This window comes from Mycobacterium sp. Marseille-P9652, from assembly GCF_902652685.1.
Classification (GTDB): Bacteria; Actinomycetota; Actinomycetes; order Mycobacteriales; family Mycobacteriaceae; genus Mycobacterium.
The window spans coordinates 1-17803 of sequence record NZ_CACRUY010000007.1; the positions used below are offsets into that span (position 1 = coordinate 1).

A 17803-nucleotide genomic window follows, 5' to 3' on the forward strand; every position below is an offset into this window, starting at 1 on the left:
CCGCCCCCCCGGCCCCCCCCACCAGCCCCCCGCCGGCCCCCCCCACCCCCCCCGCCCCCCCGGCCGCGGGCCCCCACCCCCCCCCGGGGGGGGCCGCCGACACCGCCGCCCCCCCCGCCCCCGCCATTACCGCCCACAAAGCCGCCGGCACCCCCGGCGCCGCCGCTGCCGCCGGTGCCACCCGACGCGACAGCGGCGCCCCCGTCACCACCCGGGCCGCCGTCGCCGAAGAGGCCCGCGGGCCCGCCGGGGCCACCGGGCTGGCCCGGCGCGCCGGACCCGCCGCGACCGCCGTTGCCGAACAACAATCCCCCAGGGCCGCCGGCCTGCCCGCTCCCCGGCGCGCCATCCATGCCATTTCCGATCAGCGGCCGCCCCAAGAGAGATTCAGCGGGCGCATTGATTGCTGCCAATATGTTCTGTTGCAGGGCTTGCAGTGGCGGGGCGCTCTCGGCTTCGGTGGCCGCATAGGCCAAACCTCCCCCGCTCAACGCCCGCACGAACTGGTCGTGGAACCGAATTCCCTGTGCGCTCAGACCGTAATATTCCTGCGCGAAATTTCCGAAGAGCGCCGACACGGCGGCTGACACCTCATCGCCGGCCGCCGGGACAATCTGCGTGGTCGCATTCACCGCGGCCCTGTGCGCCTGGCGAACCGCCAACCCCAGACCGGTGAGCTCAGAAGAAGCTGGAGCGAACTCCTCCGGCATCGCGACAATAAAGGACATGGATACCTCCGAACAATCGGCTCGCGATGGCACGCACGACCTTATTAGACATGCGCCAAACATGCGCGGCGACTAGCGCCGGATCGTCGATCGTTTTCCGGGGTCCGCGTCGGTTCACGGGCAAGCCGGTCGCCAACTCCGGCTATTTTCACCGCATCGGAGGCCACAGGTTGAGATTGCCAATATGTCTGTCGCGCAGCCGGTTGCGGGTTACGCCGCGGGGGAAGCCCAGCCCTGCCGGCCAAGTGGCACCGCGCGTCCGTGGTCAGCAAGTGCACCTTGGCGAGCCCGGGGCACGCGCGGTCAATGAACCGGACGTACGCGCTCGGTCGCCGTCGATGAAGACGTGCCCACGCACGAGTGGTCGGCCGGCGCTGCGGGCTGAGGCACCAACCCACCAGGATGCCCCCTGGGGCGTCAACCACCAGCAAACGCCTCGGATACCCAGAATCGCGGCCGGGTCAGCAGGTCGCGGTCGCCGATCAACGCGTCCGGCGCCGACGATGGACCCCCTGTCGTTCCCGACCGCAACCTCTATGCTGGGCCGGGTGCCGGCCAACGATGGCCACTCGGGACCGGTTCGACCCGCAGGGGGCTCGTCGTGGCCGGGGGGGTTCGGTCCATGACGTATGTGAATGCGCAGCCGCAGGGGATGGCGACGGCCGCGGCGGATCTCGCGGCGATCGGCACAACGATCGACGAGGCCAGCGCCGCCGCGGCGCGCACCACGACCGGCGTCGCCGCCGCGGCCGCCGACGAGGTGTCGACCGCCGTCGCCTCCGTGTTCGATGCCTACGCCCAGGATTGGCGGGGACTGCTCGGACAGGCGGCGCTATGGCAGGCAGACTTCGCCCGGGCGCTCGCCGCCGCCGGCAACGCCTACACCGGCGCCGAGGCCGCCAACCTGGCCGCCCTCGCGGGCAGTCCCGCGACCGGTGGCCCCGCCCTTTCCGCACTGACGGCGCCGGCCTTTCCGAACCCGTACGTCACGTTGGTGATGGGCGGCAGCGGAATGCCGATCCCTCCCCCGGATTTCGTGGCCAACATCGTCGCCAAATACGTCACGCCGAACTTTCCCGCCGGCCTCGTCCAGGCACTCGCCCTGCCGGCCGGGGAGTATCCGGACAGCGGCATCAAGGATCTGCAGCAGAACATCTCGATCGCCCGCGGCTTGACGATCCTGGACAACGCGATCCACCAGCAACTCGCCGCGGGTTACGCCGTGAACGTCGTCGGCTATTCGCAGAGCGCCAACATCGCGTCGCTGGAAATGGGATTTCTGGATCCGACCGGCACACCGAGCAAATTGCCCATCGATTTTGTGCTGCTGGGGAATTCGATGAATCCCAACGGCGGATGGGACGCGCGGTTCCCCGGCCTGAGCCTTCCGACGCTCGGGCTTTCCACGCTCGGCGCCGCTCCCGCCAATGATTTCCTGACCAAGGCCTACACCATCGAATACGACGGGTGGGCCGACTTCCCGCAGTACCCGATCGATGTCTTCTCCGACCTGAACGCCATCGCGGGCATGGTCACCGTGCACACGGGCTACGACAGCCTCACGCCGACACAGATCGGCTCGGCGACCGTGTTGCCGACGCAGGGCCCCACCATGACGACGTACTACATGATCCCCACGCAGAACCTGCCGCTGCTGGAACCGGTCCGGTACATCCCCTACCTCGGCAACCCGATCGCCGACCTGGTGCAGCCGGTGTTGACGCCGCTCGTGAACTGGGGATATGGCAGCCCGGACGTCGGCTGGTCGACCGGGCCGGCCAACGTGCCCACGCCGTTCGGATTCCTGCCACCTCTCAGCGACACCCTCGCCCTCGGGCCGGCCCTCGCGAACGGGGTACCGCAGGGATTCGCCGCCGCGGCCCACGACCTCCTCGTCCAGGGGCCGCCGCAATTGCCGGACCTGTCGCAGGTGGTCGGATTGCTTTCGTCGGGGACGGGCGCGCCCGGGCTTCCCGCAAGCCCACCGTCCATCACGGGCGTCCTGGCGGCCCTGCAGACGGCGAACTCTCAGATCGTCGGCGCCGGGACGACCGCGTTCTCGACGGCCTACTCGACACTGCTTCCGACAGCGGACATTTCGACCGCGGCCCTCGTTTCCCTGCCGTCCTACGACGTCAACCTGTTCCTGGACGGGATAGGTCAGATGGTCGATGGCCAGCCCGTGACGGGGCTCATCAACGCATTCGGCAATCCCATAGCCGCCGACGTGGGACTGCTTCCGTTTCTCGGCGGTCTGGAACTCGCCGTCCTCGGTGAGGCGGGTTATTCAATCCTGACGGGGATGCCGTACGGGAGTTTCTGAGCGCAGAAAAGGCTAAACGGTCGTCGGTTCCAAAAGGATCGACAACCGTTGCGCGAGAAAGTCTGGACGCGATCAATTTTGCGCGGCGCACGGTGTAGATAAAGCATGTTTCGGCCGGTTGAGAGCCTTTTCGGATTCCGTTGTTATTCACGTGTCGAACGGTGCTAGGCTTCGCCGCGTCGACCTTGCTCGGTGTTCGGTTTCGGGAGCTGTTCAACCAAGGGAGGGTGCCATGTCGTTTCTGAATGTCGCGCCGGACGTAGTGAATGCGGCCAGCGGCGACCTCGCGAACCTCGGCTCTTCTCTGCGCGCCGCGCACGCTGCGGCGGCGGCCCAGACGACGGCCATCGCCGCCCCGGCCGCCGACGAGGTCTCGGCGGTGGTGAGTTCCTTCTTCGGCAGCGCCGGCCAGCAGTTTCAGACGGTCGCGGCGCAGGCGGCAGCGTTCCACGACGAATTCGTCGGCGCCCTGAGCGCCGGGGCCGGCCAGTACGTCGCCGCCGAAGCCGCCAACGTCCAGCAAGCGCTGACGAATGCGGTCGAGGCGCCGCTTCAGGCCGTGTCGGGGGCGTCCGGCGCCCTCACCTCGGCCGCCAACACCGTCACCATCCCGCCGCTATCCATCAACCTCCCACTGCTTGGGAATGTTGCGGTGTCACTCAGCGGAACTTTCCCCACTTTGGGCACAACCGGCCCCTTCTCGGGTATCGCGAACGCGACCAACCAATTGATCGGCACAGCAAGCCTGAGCGTGAACGGGACGGTCGCCGTCCTCGGCCCGGCGACGGAGGAAGTCCTAGTCACCGGGGCCAATCTCAACGCCCCCACGCTGATCAACTTCCTGGTCGCCGGCGCCGGCCCCACGGTCACGGGCAACCTCTCGCTCCTCAACAGCACCGAGACATTCTTTTCCCAGATACGCCGCGGCGACCTGCTCGGTGCCGCCATCACGGGCGTCACCGCTCCGGCCAACTACTTGCAGGCGGTGACGGTCGGAAGTACGACGGTCAGCGTGCCGATCGACACCAGCGCGTATGGCGGACCGGTTGGCACGCTCAACATTCCGTTCGAGGGGGTGTTCGCGCCGCCTCAGCCGATAACCGCATCGTGGCCGACGTTCCACGTGACGAACGGGCCGGTCACTATCCAGGTCGACGGCGTCACCAATCTGCCGATCGGGAGCACCAGCGGCTTCTTTCCCTTCCTGGGGCAGACGCTCCTTAGCCTGATCTGAGTCGGCTGACTGCTGTGTCCGGGCATCATCGAATAGCGGGCGGCGCCAACCGTTTCGCCAAATAGGGCGCCGTGCGGCTGTGCTCCGCGCGTGCCACCTGCGCCGGCGCGCCCGCCGCGACAACCCGACCGCCGTTGCTGCCCGCCCCCGGGCCGAGGTCGATCACCCAGTCCGCGCCCGCGACCATCCGCATGTCGTGCTCGGCCACGACGACGGTGTTGCCCGCGTCGACGAGGCGGTGCAACTGACGATCGAGGAGATCGACATCGGCGGGGTGAAGCCCGGTGGTCGGCTCGTCGAGGACGTAAAGGGTATGGCCACGGCGGGGTCTCTGCAGTTCGGACGCGAGCTTGATCCGTTGCGCCTCGCCACCTGACAGCTCGGTCGCGGGCTGTCCGAGACGCAGATATCCCAGCCCGACCTCCCGCAGTGTGGTGAGGCTCCGCGCCGCCCTTGTCACGTCGGCAAGAAAGTCCGAGGCCTCGTCGACGGTCATCGCGAGCACGTCGGCGATCGTACGATCGCGGTAACGCACCTCGAGCGTTTCGTCGGAGTAGCGCGCTCCTTGGCATGCCGGGCAGGTGGCGTATGTGCCTGGCAGGAACAACAATTCGACCGACACGAACCCCTCGCCCTGACAGGTGGGGCAGCGGCCTTCGGCCACGTTGAACGAAAACCTACCCGCCGTCCAACCGCGGCGACGGGCCTTCGGGGTCGCGGCGAATTCGTGGCGCACGGCGTCGAACAAGCCGGTGTAGGTCGCCAGCGTCGAGCGCGGGGTGCGTCCGATCGGGCGCTGGTCGACGGACACCAGCCGATTGATCTCCTCGACACCCTCCGCCGTGACGCCGACGCTGGCATCGTGATCGAGATCGACGACCTCAGTGTCGGTTTCGTCGTCATCGGTTGCGGCCGGCTCGGCTGCGCGTCCGGTGCCGAGATGGCTGTTCACGACGTCGCCGAGGACCTTGACGACGAGCGTCGACTTGCCCGACCCGGACACTCCGGTGACGGCGGTGTACACGCCAAGTGGCAGGTCTACGTCGAGATCCCGCAGGTTGTGGAAGCAGATCCCGCGCAGCCGCAGCTGCGCGGAGCGCGCTCGCGGTCTGCGAGGCGGCGGAGTGACCTCGTCGAAAAGGTATCTGCGCGTGATCGATTCCCCGACGTCGGCGAGGCCCGGCACCGGCCCGCTGTAGAGGACATTCCCGCCAAGCTCTCCCGCCCCGGGTCCGACGTCGACGATCCAGTCGGCACGGCGCACCACGTCCATGTCGTGCTCGACCACGAACAACGAATTGCCCGCGCGCCGCAGGCGATCGAGCACGTCGAGCAGCGGTTCGGCGTCCGCTGGGTGCAGGCCGGCCGACGGCTCGTCGAGCACGTAAAGCACGCCGAACAAGCCGGCGCGCAGTTGGGTGGCCAGCCGCAATCGCTGCAACTCGCCGGGTGACACCGTCGGGGTGCGTCGACTCAGCGTGAGATAGCCGAGGCCGAGATCGATGAGTACCTGCAGCCGTGCGACGAGGTCGGCGGCGATCATCGTCGCCACCTCCGTCAACTCACCGGATTCCGTTGACTCGTAGGCGGCCACGGCATCCGTTCGAGAAGCCGTCGGGCGCAACGCGTCCGCGAGGTCGGCCAACGGCATCCCCGTGTAGTCGGCGATGGTGCGGCCGGCGAATGTCACCCTCAGCGCCTCCGGTCGCAGCCCGGAGCCGTCGCATACCGGGCACTCCACGGCGTCGACGAACTGCAGCACGCGCCGGCGCATCATCGCGCTGTGTGAGTTGGCCAGCGTGTGGCGGACGTGGCGTTCGGCACTGGAGAACGTGCCGTTGTAGTAGTAGTCGGCCTGGACGGGGTGCCGGCTCGGGTTGATCTCGACCGTCGGCTGCTCATCGGTGAACAGGATCCAATTGCGTTGCCGCTTGGGCAGTTTCCGCCATGGCTTGTCGATGTCGTACCCCAGCGTGACCAGGATGTCGCGCAGGTTCTGACCCTGCCACGCGCCGGGCCAGGCGGCGACGGCGCCTTCGCGGATGGTCAGCGAAGGGTCCGGTACCAGTGTCTCTTCGGTCACCCGATGGATCCGGCCCAACCCGTGGCATTCGGGGCACGCCCCAACCGCGGTGTTCGGGGAGAACGCGTCGGAGTCCAGTCGTTCCGTGGTCCCCGGTGGGTAAGTTCCGGCGCGGGAGAACAGCATCCGCAGCAGGTTCGACAGGGTAGTGACGGTGCCGACCGTCGACCGCGACGTCGCCGAACCGCGGCGCTGCTGCAAAGCGACGGCGGGCGGTAGACCGGTGATGTCATCGACCTTCGGCGCGCCGGCCGGCAGCAGCAGCCGACGGGCGTACGGGGCGACCGATTCGAAATAGCGGCGCTGGGCCTCGGCATAGATGGTCCCGAAGGCAAACGACGATTTGCCGGATCCGGAGATCCCGGTGAACGCCACCAGCGCGTCGCGGGGCGCCGCGACGTCGACACCCCGCAGGTTGTGAACCTGCGTCCCGTAAACGCGCACGCAGGAGTCGAGTTCGTCCGTGCGCCGGTCAGACATTGCTGGCATCGTGCTCTGACGGATACCCGTGCTGCAGCCGCGCAAGCATGCTCGTCTAGCTGTTGATGGAAACCCGTCTCCGCAGCGGGGACGCCAGTGCCGCCGCGGCCACGCTGGTCAGCGCCGCCGCCGAGGGCTTCGGTGACCAGCGCAGTGCCGACACCGCCCAGCCGAGCGGCTTTTCGAGTTGCGGATCCGAGCCGTTATGGTTCGTGACCGTCTGCGATTGATCCGCCGACTCGGCGAAGATATCGAGCGTCGCCGGCAAGAACGCCCTCATGTCCTGAGGCCCCCGGCTCGTGACGAGGTTGCGGTCACGCACAACCTCGCGGTCAAGCCAGGTGCCGCCGGCGTTCACCAAGTCGTCGCGGATGCCCGGCCACGATGTCAACGTGCGCCTAGTGAGCAACCCTGCCGACGCAAGCACCCACGGCCCGTGGCACAGCGTGGCGATCGGTTTCCCGGCGTCGTCGAACGCGCGGACGAAATCCCGGGCAGGCGCCGACTGGCGCAACAGGTCGGGGTTGATGAAGCCGCCTGGAAGCAGCAGTCCGTCGTATTCACCAGGGTCGGCGTCGGTGACGAGCTTGTCCACACCGACCCTGGTCGCCGGCATATGCAGATTGACCCCACGGATGCGGCCACGTCGCAGCGACACGACATCCACCTTGGCGCCGGCCAATTGCAATGCGCGCATTGGAACCACCAGTTCCACTTTTTCGAAGCCGTCGGCTGCCAGTGCCGCGATTCTTCGGCCCGAAAGTCGTCGTGCCTGTGACATCTTGCTCTCCCTCACGTGATGGCGCTCGAAGCGCCGGTTTACCTTCTTCCGCGTCGGCTGGCTGCTCAACCGACCGCGACGTGTTCATCTGCGCGAGTGCGGGGTTCGCTCAACGCGCCTGTCCCGCCAAAGCCGGACCGACCCGCGGACGCCGCCAAAGTTCCCAGACCAACCGGCAAACCCCGATGCCGGCGAGCAAGCCGAGCGCCGCGAGGGCGGGCATGTGCAACAAGGCAGGCAGGCTCGCCGCGGCGGCCATTCCGGTAATGGTGCGATCGGGCGGGGCCTGCCGGTGATCACGCCATCGGTAAGCGACATCCGCGAAGTAGAACAACGCCATGCCGCCGGCCAGTGCGACCGCGGGCAGCAAGGGCAGCGGGACGGTGGCGTGCTCGATGGTGGCATGCGCTCCGACGGCGAACAGCATGATGCCGGCGACCAGCGGTAGATGCAGGTAGCTGTACGCATCACGGGCAAGATGGGCCCGTTCTGTACCGGTGGCCTGCTCCAGCCGCTGCCGCGCTCCGGACGCCAGACCGAAGTAGGTCCACCAGAAGGTAGCCATGACGGCCACGCCCAGCACCAGAGCAGCAACGACCTGCCATCGGCCGAGATCCTTTGCCGCTCCGCCCAACTCCACAACCGCCTCACCGAGCGCGATGATGATGATCGAGCCGTGACGCGAGACGAAGTAGGACGGCGAGACGCGGAATCCGCCCAGGCCGAGAATGCCCGGTGCGCCGTAGTCGATCAGCGCCGCGGGCGACCCACAGCAGTTCGCGGCCGGGCGAGTCGACGAAGGCGGCGGCCACGATGCATGCGGGGGCGGCGACGAATGCCGGCGCTATTCGACGGGTGCCCCGCCGCGGCGCGGCGTCCGCGCGCGAAGAAAGCGAGACGAACTTCGCCCCGTGGATCAACCGAACCACCAGCAGGGCGATCGCGAAGACCAGCGCGCCCGCCCCGAACGCTGTCGGAAGCGCTGCTGAGGCGACCAACATCGCAGCCATCGCGGCGATGACTACCGCTTCGTGCCACACGTTGGCGGTGTCGAACGTGTTGATCAGCCACGTGTAACCCACCCAGGGCCACCACACCGCAAGCAGCGCCAGCGCGGCCCGGCCGAATCCCGTCGGCGAGAGATCGTGCAGCGCAAGTAGCGTGACCTGAGACATGGCGAAGGTGAACACCAGGTCGAAGAACAACTCGAGGTTGCCCTCGGAGCGTCGGCCCTGGGACTGATCGGAATCGTCATCGCCGTCGCCCATGGCGTGAACTCCCCCTTCATGCATCAACGCGCCGCGAGCAATCGTCGAGGGGCGCACCGATCGACCGCGAGCCGCGCTCAACACGCGGTCAACCACCACCCGGGGTAACCCGAAAGACTGCTGTCAACCGAAAAATTCGCCAGCCGTGACAGATTGGTCCCACCGCCACATGTTCGGCGCGTGTTTTCGGGTGCCTCATGACCTGTCAGGCCGAACCGGCAAGGCGAAGTTGCGCCTGCGGGTCCGGTTGGGTGCCGCCGACGACACCGCCAATGTTGGGCTTAAGCCTGCCTGGCCGGTTCTGATTTGGGAGGGCATCGAGTGGTTCTTTCGCTCGGCCGCGAGCATCAATCGACCGGAACGACCTAGGTCGTTCCCAAGACGTGAATGATCAGATCGACGACATTGCCATCGCGGGTCACATCTCGGCACAGGCGAACGCACGCGAATGTCCGCATCTCATTGTGGCGCAATACCTTCAGATAACCGAGGGCGTCCAGGAGCGAATGCGCGATTCGACAAGTCAGATCGATGTCGTGCCAAACTCAATGAATTCACCACGGACGTTTGGCCGCGTGGGGTACGGGTATGCCGGGGACCAATGCCAAGCGCTCCGTCATCGATCTTGCTCATCGCCGACCCCGGTGCTCCGGCGGCGATCGCCGAACGCCTTTCGGATTCGCTCCCGAGTGCGCTGTTGAACGGCGATGCCGCAGATGGCAAGTGGGACGTGTCGGTGCGACGCGACTCCTATCCGGTCGACGAGCATGCCGAAGTCTCAGACGTGCTACGCATCATTGACCCGGCTGGCAAGCCCGAGGACATCGTTATCTACCTGACTGATCTACCGAGACGTGTCGGGACGACGCCGGTGATCGTTGACATCAGCGTGAATAACCGGTTCGGACTGATTTCCATCCCTGGAGCCGGCGGTGTGTTCATCGATCGCCGCGTGCGGAACCTGGCGCAGACAGTCGTGACCGAGCTGACATGCCAGTCGCGGAGGCAACACGGATCCATGAAGCGGCTGAGGCGGACACAGGACGACGACGATGTTGTCCGCTACGTCGCGCCGACCGCCCTGTCACGTCTGCGCCTTCTGATGGGGATGGTTTACGCCAACCGCCCCTGGCGATTGGCTGCTGGTTTGTCCAAGGTGCTGATGGCGGCGTTCGCCGCCGGGGCCGTGAGCCTGGCATATCCGACAATGTGGCAGTTGTCCGACACGATGGGCCCGTGGCGTTTGAGCGTGGCGACGATCTTGGCGAGCGCAGCGATGATCGGGTGGCTCATCCTCCACCACAACTTATGGGAACGGCCGCCGTCGGCCGGCGAACGTGAACGCGCAGTGTTGTACAACACAGCGACCGTCGTCACCCTGACCATCGGCGTCGCCATTCTCCACATCGGCCTATTTATCCTGCTGCTGGTGACCGCCTGGTGGACGCTTCCGCCTCAACTGGTCGCCCACAACATCGGGCACCCCGCCGGCCTGTCAACCTTGTTGCTGATGGCCTGGCTGGTGTCTGCGGTCGCGACATTGGGCGGTGCCCTGGGATCCGGGATGGAGGACGACGAGGCCGTCAAGGCCGCGGCATATGGGATTCGGCAACGCCAGCGATTCGACAACTCGGACTGACGCACTTGCCCACGTGGTGCGTCGGTTCCATCGCAAGCCGACTCACTCGACGGCACCGGTCGCCGGTATCGCCAAACCATTCGTCTGCAATGGATTTGCGATTCCGAGAATTCCTTCCGCCGCTGACGACAGCGCCCCACCCTCACACCGGCGTCCTCAGGCGTCCTCAGGACCCCTTCCCCCCGAGGCCGATTGACGACGGCAATTGGCAGCTGCGAGCCGAAGGCGCGCCTACCGTTTCCCGAGATCGGTTGTCCCGCCCGGGCGTTGGCGCCGTTAGCCCCTACTGGTTGAATCGATGCTCCCCGGCGGCTGCGGCAGGCTCCGACAACTATCGGCTAGTGTCTGCCGCCGCGGCCGCCTTTCCTACCCGCGGCCTTCAACGCTTTTCTCGCCAGGGAGGCGATGCCCTGGCCGCCCAGGATCCATGGGCCGGCCACGATAAATGGATCCATCCAGATGTGGGCCAGGTCGCTCCGCTTGCGACCCAACCGCGACGTGATGCCGTGATGTGTCAGTTCGCTCTTGATTCCCGTCTCCGTCACAGGATTGTCGGGACGCGTGGTCAAGAACGAACGCAGGTGATGCTCGGCCGCGTCCACCCGATCCGCATAGAGCAGAATCAGCCAGTGTGCCGCACGGCCCTCGCTGAATGTGTAGGCGTATTTGCGCAGCATGCCGGAGATTCCGCTGGGCGGCTGTGCCGTGCCGAACACGGGTGTGAGGAACCGGTGTTCTGTAGACCGCTCCCGCGGCCACTTCTCGGGTTGCCGCTCGGGGAAGTCCCAGTGCGTTTCGGTGGGTAGGTCCTGCCGCAGCTTGGGATTTGACGGCCGGTCCTTCGGGTCGAGGTCAGCACCCCAACCGGGGATCTGTGCCCGCAACTCGTCGCTGCTCGGCGTCGGCGGATGTGCTTCGGTGTAGGCCGGTAGCCCTTCTGTCTGAGTCATTTCCCTGCTCCTGTCTGTTCAGCTTGCCTGCGGAAGTACGACCGGCTTGATGATGTCGTCGAGCTTGGATGAGAAAATGTGATACCCCTCTGCGATGTGCTCGAGCGGGATCCGGTGTGTCACAATATCACTCGGCTTCAGATAGCCGTTCTTGATGTGGGAGAACAGCCGGGGCCACTGCCGTTTGACCGGGCACTGATTCGTGTGAATGGTCAGACCCTTGTTCATGGCATCGCCGAACTTGATCGCGCTGAACATTGGGCCGTAGGCGCCCATGACAGAGATGGTTCCCCCCTTCCGGACCGAATCGATGGCCCAGTTCAGGGCGACCGGGGAGCCGCCCTGCAACTTCAACTTCGCCGCCGTGACGTGTTGCAACAGGTTTCCGTCGGCCTCCGCCCCCACAGCGTCGATGGCCACATCCGCACCGAGGAAGTCGGTGGCCTTCTTCATCTCGAGCACGATGTCGTCGTAGTCGGTGAAGTTGTATGTCTCGGCGTGAGCGAAGCTGCGAGCCTTGTTCAGTCGGTACTCCAGGTGGTCGATCACGATCACGCGGGCGGCCCCCATCAACCACGACGATTTCGCGGCGAACAGGCCCACCGGGCCGGCGCCGAAGACGACGACGGTATCGCCCTCGACAATGTCCCCGAGCTGAGCCCCGAAGTATCCGGTGGCCAGCGCGTCGGTGCACAGCAGCGCGTCCGTATCGTCCATCCAGTCGGGAATCGGGGATGGGCCAACGTCGGCGAAGGGCACCCGCACGTACTCGGCCTGCCCGCCGTCGTATCCCCCGCAGGTGTGTGAGTAACCGTAGATTCCGCCCACCGCGGTGGCGTTCGGATTGACATTGTGACAGTTCGAATACAGCCCTCGGGCACAGAAGTAGCACGACCCGCAGAAGATGTTGAACGGCACCATCACCCGGTCGCCGCGCTGCAAGTTCTCGACGGAGGAGCCCACTTCCTCGACCACGCCAATGAACTCGTGTCCGAAGGTGTGGCCGACTCGGGTGTCCGGCATCAGGCCGTGGTAAAGGTGCAGGTCCGAACCGCATATAGCGGCCAACTGCACCCTGACGATCGCATCATTGGGATGCTCGATCGCCGGCATCGGCTTGTCTTCGACCCGGACCTTGTAGGGACCGCGGTAGGTCATCGCGCGCATGAAGCTCCTCCTGGACGTGGGTGACGATGGGGCCGGGTTACCCGCGCCAGGCGACCGGAACACTGACCCAGGAGGACCAAAAGTGGGCACCGAAGTTGTCCTCGCGGAACATGAGCGGAGTCACCGAGGAATGCGCGTGAAAGCTGAAGCACGTTGCGGCGCCGGATAGTTTGGCCGCGATGCACACTTACGATTTCGGGGGGTTGAGGAAGAGCCAAGCGCGCGTCGCGGCATGCAGGTTGAAGCGCGTGTCAACGTCCTTCAGGTCAAGACCCGTCAGGGCCGCGATGCGGCCGAGCCGATATCGCAACGTGCTGCGGTGGACATGCAATGCAGCGGCTGATTCGTCGTAATTACCACCGCACTCGAGATAGCTGCTCAAGGTTTGGGCCAGGTCGGAGTTCTTCCTGGCGTCGTAATCGATCAGCGGTCCCAGCCATTGGCGCAGGTAGTCGTCGACGACGCCGGCGGAGTGCGCAGCATCGACCAGGTGGTAGAAACCGAGTTCGTCATAGTCAGACGCCCCGTGTGAGTGGGCGGAGTGCCGCCGGACATTTAGCGCGCGACGGGCTCTGAGGAAGGACTGGGGAATATCTTTCGGATTGTCACAGCGCGATCCGATGCCAATCGCACATGAGATGTTTCCGAGTTGCTTGCTGAGTTCCCGGTGGAGTGCATCGGGAGCCGGATGACTGTCGACGAGCAGTACAACCAGCCCTCCCTTGCGGCCCGCCAGGTAGTTCATGTGCAGGTTCTCCGCGGCGCGGCCCGCGGCGACAATGCCGGCATTGTCGGCACCGCGCCCGCTGTGGATCACCACGGCGTAGTGCGGACGGCGCAAGTCATGAGTCAGCGCCTGGGCACGTGCGTAGGCCTCATCCTCGTCGACACCGGTCAGCAGATCCTCGACCAGGTCACGGCACAGACTCAACTGCAGCTCGGCGAGGTTGCGCTGATGGGCCAACTCGAGTCCGAGCACATTGCTGCAATACCTGAGCGCGAAGAGCCGGTCCTCGTCAACCTCATTTCGGGGGTCGATGAGGGCGACAGCACCGAGCATCTCCGCGTGCGGCTTAATCGAGACCCACAGGCGATCTCCTGAGCGCACCGGCCCGGACTCCGTCGACAGAGATCGCAGAAACCGTTCGCGCTGGCGAGGATTCGGCTTCGGATACCGAACCGGCCGTTCGGGCCCGGCCCACGCGTCAAGGTTCCCGAACCGGTCTTCGACGCAGACCGCAAGCCCCGTCAATCGATGAAGTGCGTCGGCAATCCCTTGCTGGCCCTCGCCGGCGGTCAGCGCCGCCTCCAGGCGCTCGTGGGCATGCGCCCGGGACTCCAGCCGGTGCACCGCTTCGGCGAGAACCTCATTCGCCGCGGCGAGTTGGGCAGCTCGTCGAACTTCCCGCTGATTCAAATCAGCGCATGCCAGCGCGGCACCGGCCTTTTGCGCGAGCAGCTGCAGCAGCAACATGTGCTCCGGGGTGGGCTCGGCGCTGGCGCAGACCACGACGCACCCTCGTACGTCGTCCCGGTGGCATAGGAGGAACGCCCACGCCCAGCCTCCCCGCGGCAGGTCAATCCTGCCCTCCCAGCTCGACCGCTGGAGTATGTCAGTCAGTTCCGGGCGCTCGGGTTGAGAGGGCGGGCACAGCTTCATTCCCTCGTCGATCGCGCAGTAACTTGCCTCGACTCGGCAGGTACACAGGGCCGCAGCCCCCTCGGTCACCACCGCGAAGATGTCCGTGTGGTCCAACGAATGAAAGTTGATTCGGGTCAGCTCCGCCAGACCTCCCGGGCCGCCGGCGGGCCCGTCATCGTCAGCGATCGTCGGGTTGGCATTCATGACGGATTTGCGACTGCCGTAGACGCCTTGCGTCTCAACCAGATTCCGCACCAGTCAGTACAGGGAAGGCGTTCCAATCGCGCGTCGCACACCTCCCCGAGCCGGTAGGCCACCGGACGATTCGCGGCTCCGAACGACTCGGAGCCAGCCCGGCGAGGCCGTAAGTCGCGTGTCTACCCGTGATTTAGCTGCCTAAACCCGTGGGGCGGCGGTTCGGACCGGGTCGGAGCAGCGACGGTACCGCTGCAAACCTGCAACCCTAGCCGGGGGTCTCGCCGCGGCACGCGGCTAAGATTCGGTGTACCGAAGTCGGTCTGCAGCGTTTCGCGCGCTCAGCCTCGAGGGTCGCCGATCGGCACCCGCGCATCGCGCTGCAGCGGGCGCTACCATCAGGTCCGGACCGGAGGTCATTCGGAGAAAACCAATGGCGAGGTCCGCCGGAATCAGACGCGGTGGTGCTATGTCGAGCCAGGGCCGGGGGGGACGCCTGCACGGTCGCACTGCCGAATGCGAGAGGCTGGGCGGTCTGGTCGCGACGGTCCGATCAGGTAGCCACGAGGTTTTGGTTCTGCGCGGTGAAGCCGGCGTCGGAAAAACCGCCCTGCTGGGCTACGCGGTAGAGCTCGCCCCTGAGTTCCGCCACGTCCAGGTGTCAGGCGTCGAGTCGGACATGGAACTCGCGTTCGCCGGCCTGCAACAGCTGTGCGCGCCCCTGATGGATCGATTCGACGACCTGCCGCCACCGCAGCGCGAGGCGCTCAACGTGGCTTTCGGCCGCGGTGTCGGACCCGCACCCGACCGATTCCTGGTCGGGTTGGCGGTGCTGAGCTTGATCGCTGCCACCACCAACGATCAAGCCTTGATCTGCACAATCGATGATGCGCAATGGCTCGATCAGGTATCCGTGCAGACATTGGCCTTCGTCGCGCGGCGCCTGCTGGCCGAGCCGGTTGCATTGATCTTCGCGGCCCGCGACGACGGCGCCCAGGCTTTGGCCGGCCTGCCGGAACTCACAGTCGAAGGGCTGTCCGATGGCGAGGCCCGGGAGCTGTTGAGTTCCGTGGTGCCGGGCCGGATCGACGAGCGGGTACGAGACCGCATCGTCGCCGAGACGCGGGGGATTCCCCTCGCGCTGCTCGAGGTGCCACGGAATCTGTCCGCTGCGGAGCTCTCCGGCGGCTTCGGGGATCTGGCCGTACGCCGCTCGGCAGGACAGCTGGAGGACGGCTTCGTGGCGCGCATCAAGTCACTTCCCGCTGAGACTCAACGGTTGTTGCTCGTCGCCGCAGCCGAGCCGGTCGGCGATGCGGCGCTATTTCTGCGAGCGGCAGCCGTTTTGGGCATCCCGGTCGATGCGCTCGCGCCGGCAGAGGCCGCCGGCGTGATCGAGTTCGGTCCGCGCATGCGCTTTCATCACCCGTTGGTGCGCTCAGCCGCATACCGCGCCGCTGATCTGACTGATCGCAGAGCCATACACCAGGCTTTGGCCGACGCGACGGATTTTCAGTCGGACCCAGATCGGCGGGCATGGCACGCCGCCAATGCCGCGGCAGGACCCGACGACGAGGTGGCCGCCGAATTGGAAGCCTCCGCCGGCCGCGCCCAGAGCAGGGGCGGAATCGCCGCGGCGGCAGCATTTTTGGAGCGCGCAACCGCGTTGACCTTCGACCCGGCCCGGCGCGCTGACAGGGCAATCGCTGCCGCACAGGCCAAGGGCGACGCGGCCGCGCCTGAGGGCGCCTATGACCTCCTCGCCATAGCCGAACTGGGCCCGCTGTCCGACTTTCAACGCGCCCAAGTGGCTCGGTTGCGCGCTCAGATGGATTTTGCCCGTAATCGTGGGAGTGCTGCCGGCGCTCCCGCGCTCGCCCACTCCGCGGCGCAACTGCTCATGGCCGCCATGTGCCTGGATGAGCTCGACTCGGAACTGGCCCGGGAGACCTACCTCGAGGCGCTCGCCGCGAGCATGTACGCCGGGCGACTTTCAGACCCCGACGCACTGGCGAAAGCGGCGAGGGCCGCCCGTGCCGCGGCCGGTCCCGAATCCGCCGCGCGTGAACCGATGGACCTGCTGTTGGTCGGGGCGGCCAACCGAATCATTGGCGATGTCAACAGCGGTGACCACGTGCGCGCAGCACTGGAGCTCATCTGCGCCCAGACGAATCGAACCGATGGCCAGGTGCTGCGCTGGATGTCGCTGGCCTTCCCAGTCGTGCAGGAGTCGTTCGCAGCCGAACTGTGGGATGACGCGATCTACCACCAATTGGCGAAGGACATCGTCCGGCAGACTCGCGACGCCGGTGCACTGGCAATCATCCCGCGAGCTCTCGCGTACCAGGCCAGAGCCCACATACTGGCAGGCGAATTCGCCACGGCAGCAGCACTTATCGAAGAGGCCGCCTCGATCACCGCGGCGACAGGTTACGCGCCGATGAAGTACGACGCATTGCTTCTGGCTGCCTGGCGGGGTATCACGGCCGACGCTGTTCCCTTGATCGAGGCAGCCACCTCCGAGGGCACCGCCAGAGGCGAGGGCCGGCTGCTCGGACTGGCGGGGTATGCGGCCGCTGTGCTCTACAACGGACTCGGCCGATACGAGGACGCGTTCGTCGCCGCCCGCCAGGCATGTGAACACGAGGACCTCGGCTTCCACGGATGGTGCTTGATCGAACTGATCGAAGCTGCGGCACGCTCCGGCGAGCAGGAGACGGCTGCCGACGCGATCCGCCGGCTCGAACAACGCGCGGGCGCCAGCGAAACCGATTGGGGCCTTGGTGTATTGGCGAGTGCGCGAGCCTTGCTAGCCGACGATCAAACCGCCGACAGTCTGTTCACCGAAGCCATCGAACGCTTGGAGCGCACCAAAATCGTCGTGCATTTGGCTCGAACGCACCTGCGTTACGGGGAGTGTCTGCGCCGCGCCAACCGGCGACTCGATGCGCGTCGACACCTCACCGAGGCCCATTCGATGTTCACGCGAATGGGCGCAAAGGCTTTCGCGGAGCGGGTTCGACGGGAACTGGTGGCCCTTGGCGAGAAGGTGCGCAAGCAATCGGTCGGATCAGGGGATCGGCTGACCGCCCAGGAGGCGCAGATCGCACGGCTGGCGGCGGACGGGCTGACGAACCAAGAGATCGGGGCGCAGTTGTTCATCAGCACGCACACCGTCGAATGGCACCTCAGGAAGGTGTTCGTCAAGCTCGGCATCACTTCGCGTCGGCAGCTTCGCACCGTGTCATGGGCCAGCTAGGCCGTCGTCGGCGCCGGATTGACAGCTACGACCTTCGCCAGCTCCCGGCCCCGA

12 protein-coding genes and 1 pseudogene are annotated in these 17803 nt (G+C 66.3%); 5 read left to right on the forward strand and 8 right to left on the reverse strand.

Annotation, left to right across the window (positions count from 1 at the left end):
• The coding region (locus GPY60_RS06015; RefSeq protein WP_156686734.1) for a PE family protein at nt 1-728 on the reverse strand (728 nt) is incomplete at its 3' end.
• A gap of 622 nt (nt 729-1350) precedes the next feature.
• On the opposite strand from GPY60_RS06015, the gene GPY60_RS06020 reads away from it, so the two are divergent.
• Together GPY60_RS06020 and GPY60_RS06025 are read left to right on the forward strand one after the other, a co-directional pair.
• Nucleotides 1351-3051 carry a PE-PPE domain-containing protein gene (locus GPY60_RS06020; protein WP_156686735.1) on the forward strand — a complete coding sequence of 567 codons (1701 nt, stop codon included), beginning with the start codon at nt 1351-1353 and terminating at the stop codon, nt 3049-3051.
• Between the two features lie 232 nt (nt 3052-3283).
• Nucleotides 3284-4285, forward strand: a complete 1002-nt coding sequence (locus GPY60_RS06025; protein WP_156686736.1) for a PE family protein — start codon at nt 3284-3286, stop codon at nt 4283-4285.
• 25 nt (nt 4286-4310) lie between these two features.
• On the opposite strand, the gene GPY60_RS06030 is transcribed toward GPY60_RS06025, so the two are convergent.
• The 4 genes and pseudogenes from GPY60_RS06030 to GPY60_RS27410 form a co-directional block, all read right to left on the reverse strand.
• Complete coding sequence (locus tag GPY60_RS06030; protein ID WP_197283558.1) at nt 4311-6857, reverse strand: excinuclease ABC subunit UvrA; 2547 nt, start codon at nt 6855-6857, stop codon at nt 4311-4313.
• 232 nt (nt 6858-7089) lie between these two features.
• Nucleotides 7090-7629: pseudogene (locus GPY60_RS06035) on the reverse strand (type 1 glutamine amidotransferase domain-containing protein); the annotation flags it as partial.
• Between the two features lie 109 nt (nt 7630-7738).
• The gene (locus GPY60_RS27405) at nt 7739-8383 is read right to left on the reverse strand and encodes a low temperature requirement protein A (protein WP_370462659.1); all 645 of its coding nucleotides are present in this window, start codon (nt 8381-8383) and stop codon (nt 7739-7741) included.
• Nucleotides 8277-8897 carry a low temperature requirement protein A gene (locus GPY60_RS27410; RefSeq protein WP_255457210.1) on the reverse strand — a complete coding sequence of 207 codons (621 nt, stop codon included), beginning with the start codon at nt 8895-8897 and terminating at the stop codon, nt 8277-8279. The genes GPY60_RS27405 and GPY60_RS27410 overlap by 107 nt, the downstream gene beginning before the upstream one ends.
• A gap of 350 nt (nt 8898-9247) precedes the next feature.
• Between GPY60_RS27410 and GPY60_RS27675 the strand changes: the two genes are divergently transcribed.
• Nucleotides 9248-9598, forward strand: coding sequence for a DUF1931 family protein (locus tag GPY60_RS27675; protein ID WP_156686857.1), 351 nt, complete (start codon nt 9248-9250; stop codon nt 9596-9598).
• A complete protein-coding gene (locus tag GPY60_RS06050; protein WP_156686739.1) occupies nt 9499-10536 on the forward strand; it encodes a hypothetical protein in 1038 nt (345 codons plus the stop codon). Before GPY60_RS27675 ends, GPY60_RS06050 begins: the two co-directional genes overlap by 100 nt.
• 338 nt (nt 10537-10874) lie before the next feature.
• Here GPY60_RS06050 and GPY60_RS06055 read toward each other — a convergent pair whose 3' ends face one another.
• The 3 genes from GPY60_RS06055 to GPY60_RS06065 all read right to left on the reverse strand — a co-directional run bounded on the left by GPY60_RS06055 (nt 10875) and on the right by GPY60_RS06065 (nt 14550).
• Nucleotides 10875-11486: a hypothetical protein gene (locus GPY60_RS06055; protein ID WP_156686740.1), complete on the reverse strand. Its 612-nt coding sequence runs from the start codon at nt 11484-11486 to the stop codon at nt 10875-10877.
• Between the two features lie 18 nt (nt 11487-11504).
• A complete protein-coding gene (locus GPY60_RS06060; RefSeq protein WP_156686741.1) occupies nt 11505-12653 on the reverse strand; it encodes a zinc-dependent alcohol dehydrogenase in 1149 nt (382 codons plus the stop codon).
• A 187-nt stretch (nt 12654-12840) separates the two neighbouring features.
• Nucleotides 12841-14550, reverse strand: coding sequence for a PucR family transcriptional regulator (locus GPY60_RS06065; RefSeq protein ID WP_156686742.1), 1710 nt, complete (start codon nt 14548-14550; stop codon nt 12841-12843).
• A gap of 409 nt (nt 14551-14959) precedes the next feature.
• Between GPY60_RS06065 and GPY60_RS06070 the strand changes: the two genes are divergently transcribed.
• A complete protein-coding gene (locus tag GPY60_RS06070; protein ID WP_156686743.1) occupies nt 14960-17749 on the forward strand; it encodes a helix-turn-helix transcriptional regulator in 2790 nt (929 codons plus the stop codon).
• The last annotated feature ends 54 nt before the right edge of the window (nt 17750-17803 follow it).

Coding starts and splice junctions, on each gene's coding strand:
- GPY60_RS06025 (WP_156686736.1), top strand. CDS start 3,284: ATGTCGTTTCTGAATGTCGCGCCGGACGTAGTGAATGCGGCCAGCGGC.
- GPY60_RS06055 (WP_156686740.1), bottom strand. CDS start 11,486: ATGACTCAGACAGAAGGGCTACCGGCCTACACCGAAGCACATCCGCCG.
- GPY60_RS06060 (WP_156686741.1), bottom strand. CDS start 12,653: ATGCGCGCGATGACCTACCGCGGTCCCTACAAGGTCCGGGTCGAAGAC.
- GPY60_RS27410 (WP_255457210.1), bottom strand. CDS start 8,897: ATGGGCGACGGCGATGACGATTCCGATCAGTCCCAGGGCCGACGCTCC.
- GPY60_RS06070 (WP_156686743.1), top strand. CDS start 14,960: ATGTCGAGCCAGGGCCGGGGGGGACGCCTGCACGGTCGCACTGCCGAA.
- GPY60_RS06050 (WP_156686739.1), top strand. CDS start 9,499: ATGCCAAGCGCTCCGTCATCGATCTTGCTCATCGCCGACCCCGGTGCT.
- GPY60_RS06020 (WP_156686735.1), top strand. CDS start 1,351: ATGACGTATGTGAATGCGCAGCCGCAGGGGATGGCGACGGCCGCGGCG.
- GPY60_RS06030 (WP_197283558.1), bottom strand. CDS start 6,857: ATGCCAGCAATGTCTGACCGGCGCACGGACGAACTCGACTCCTGCGTG.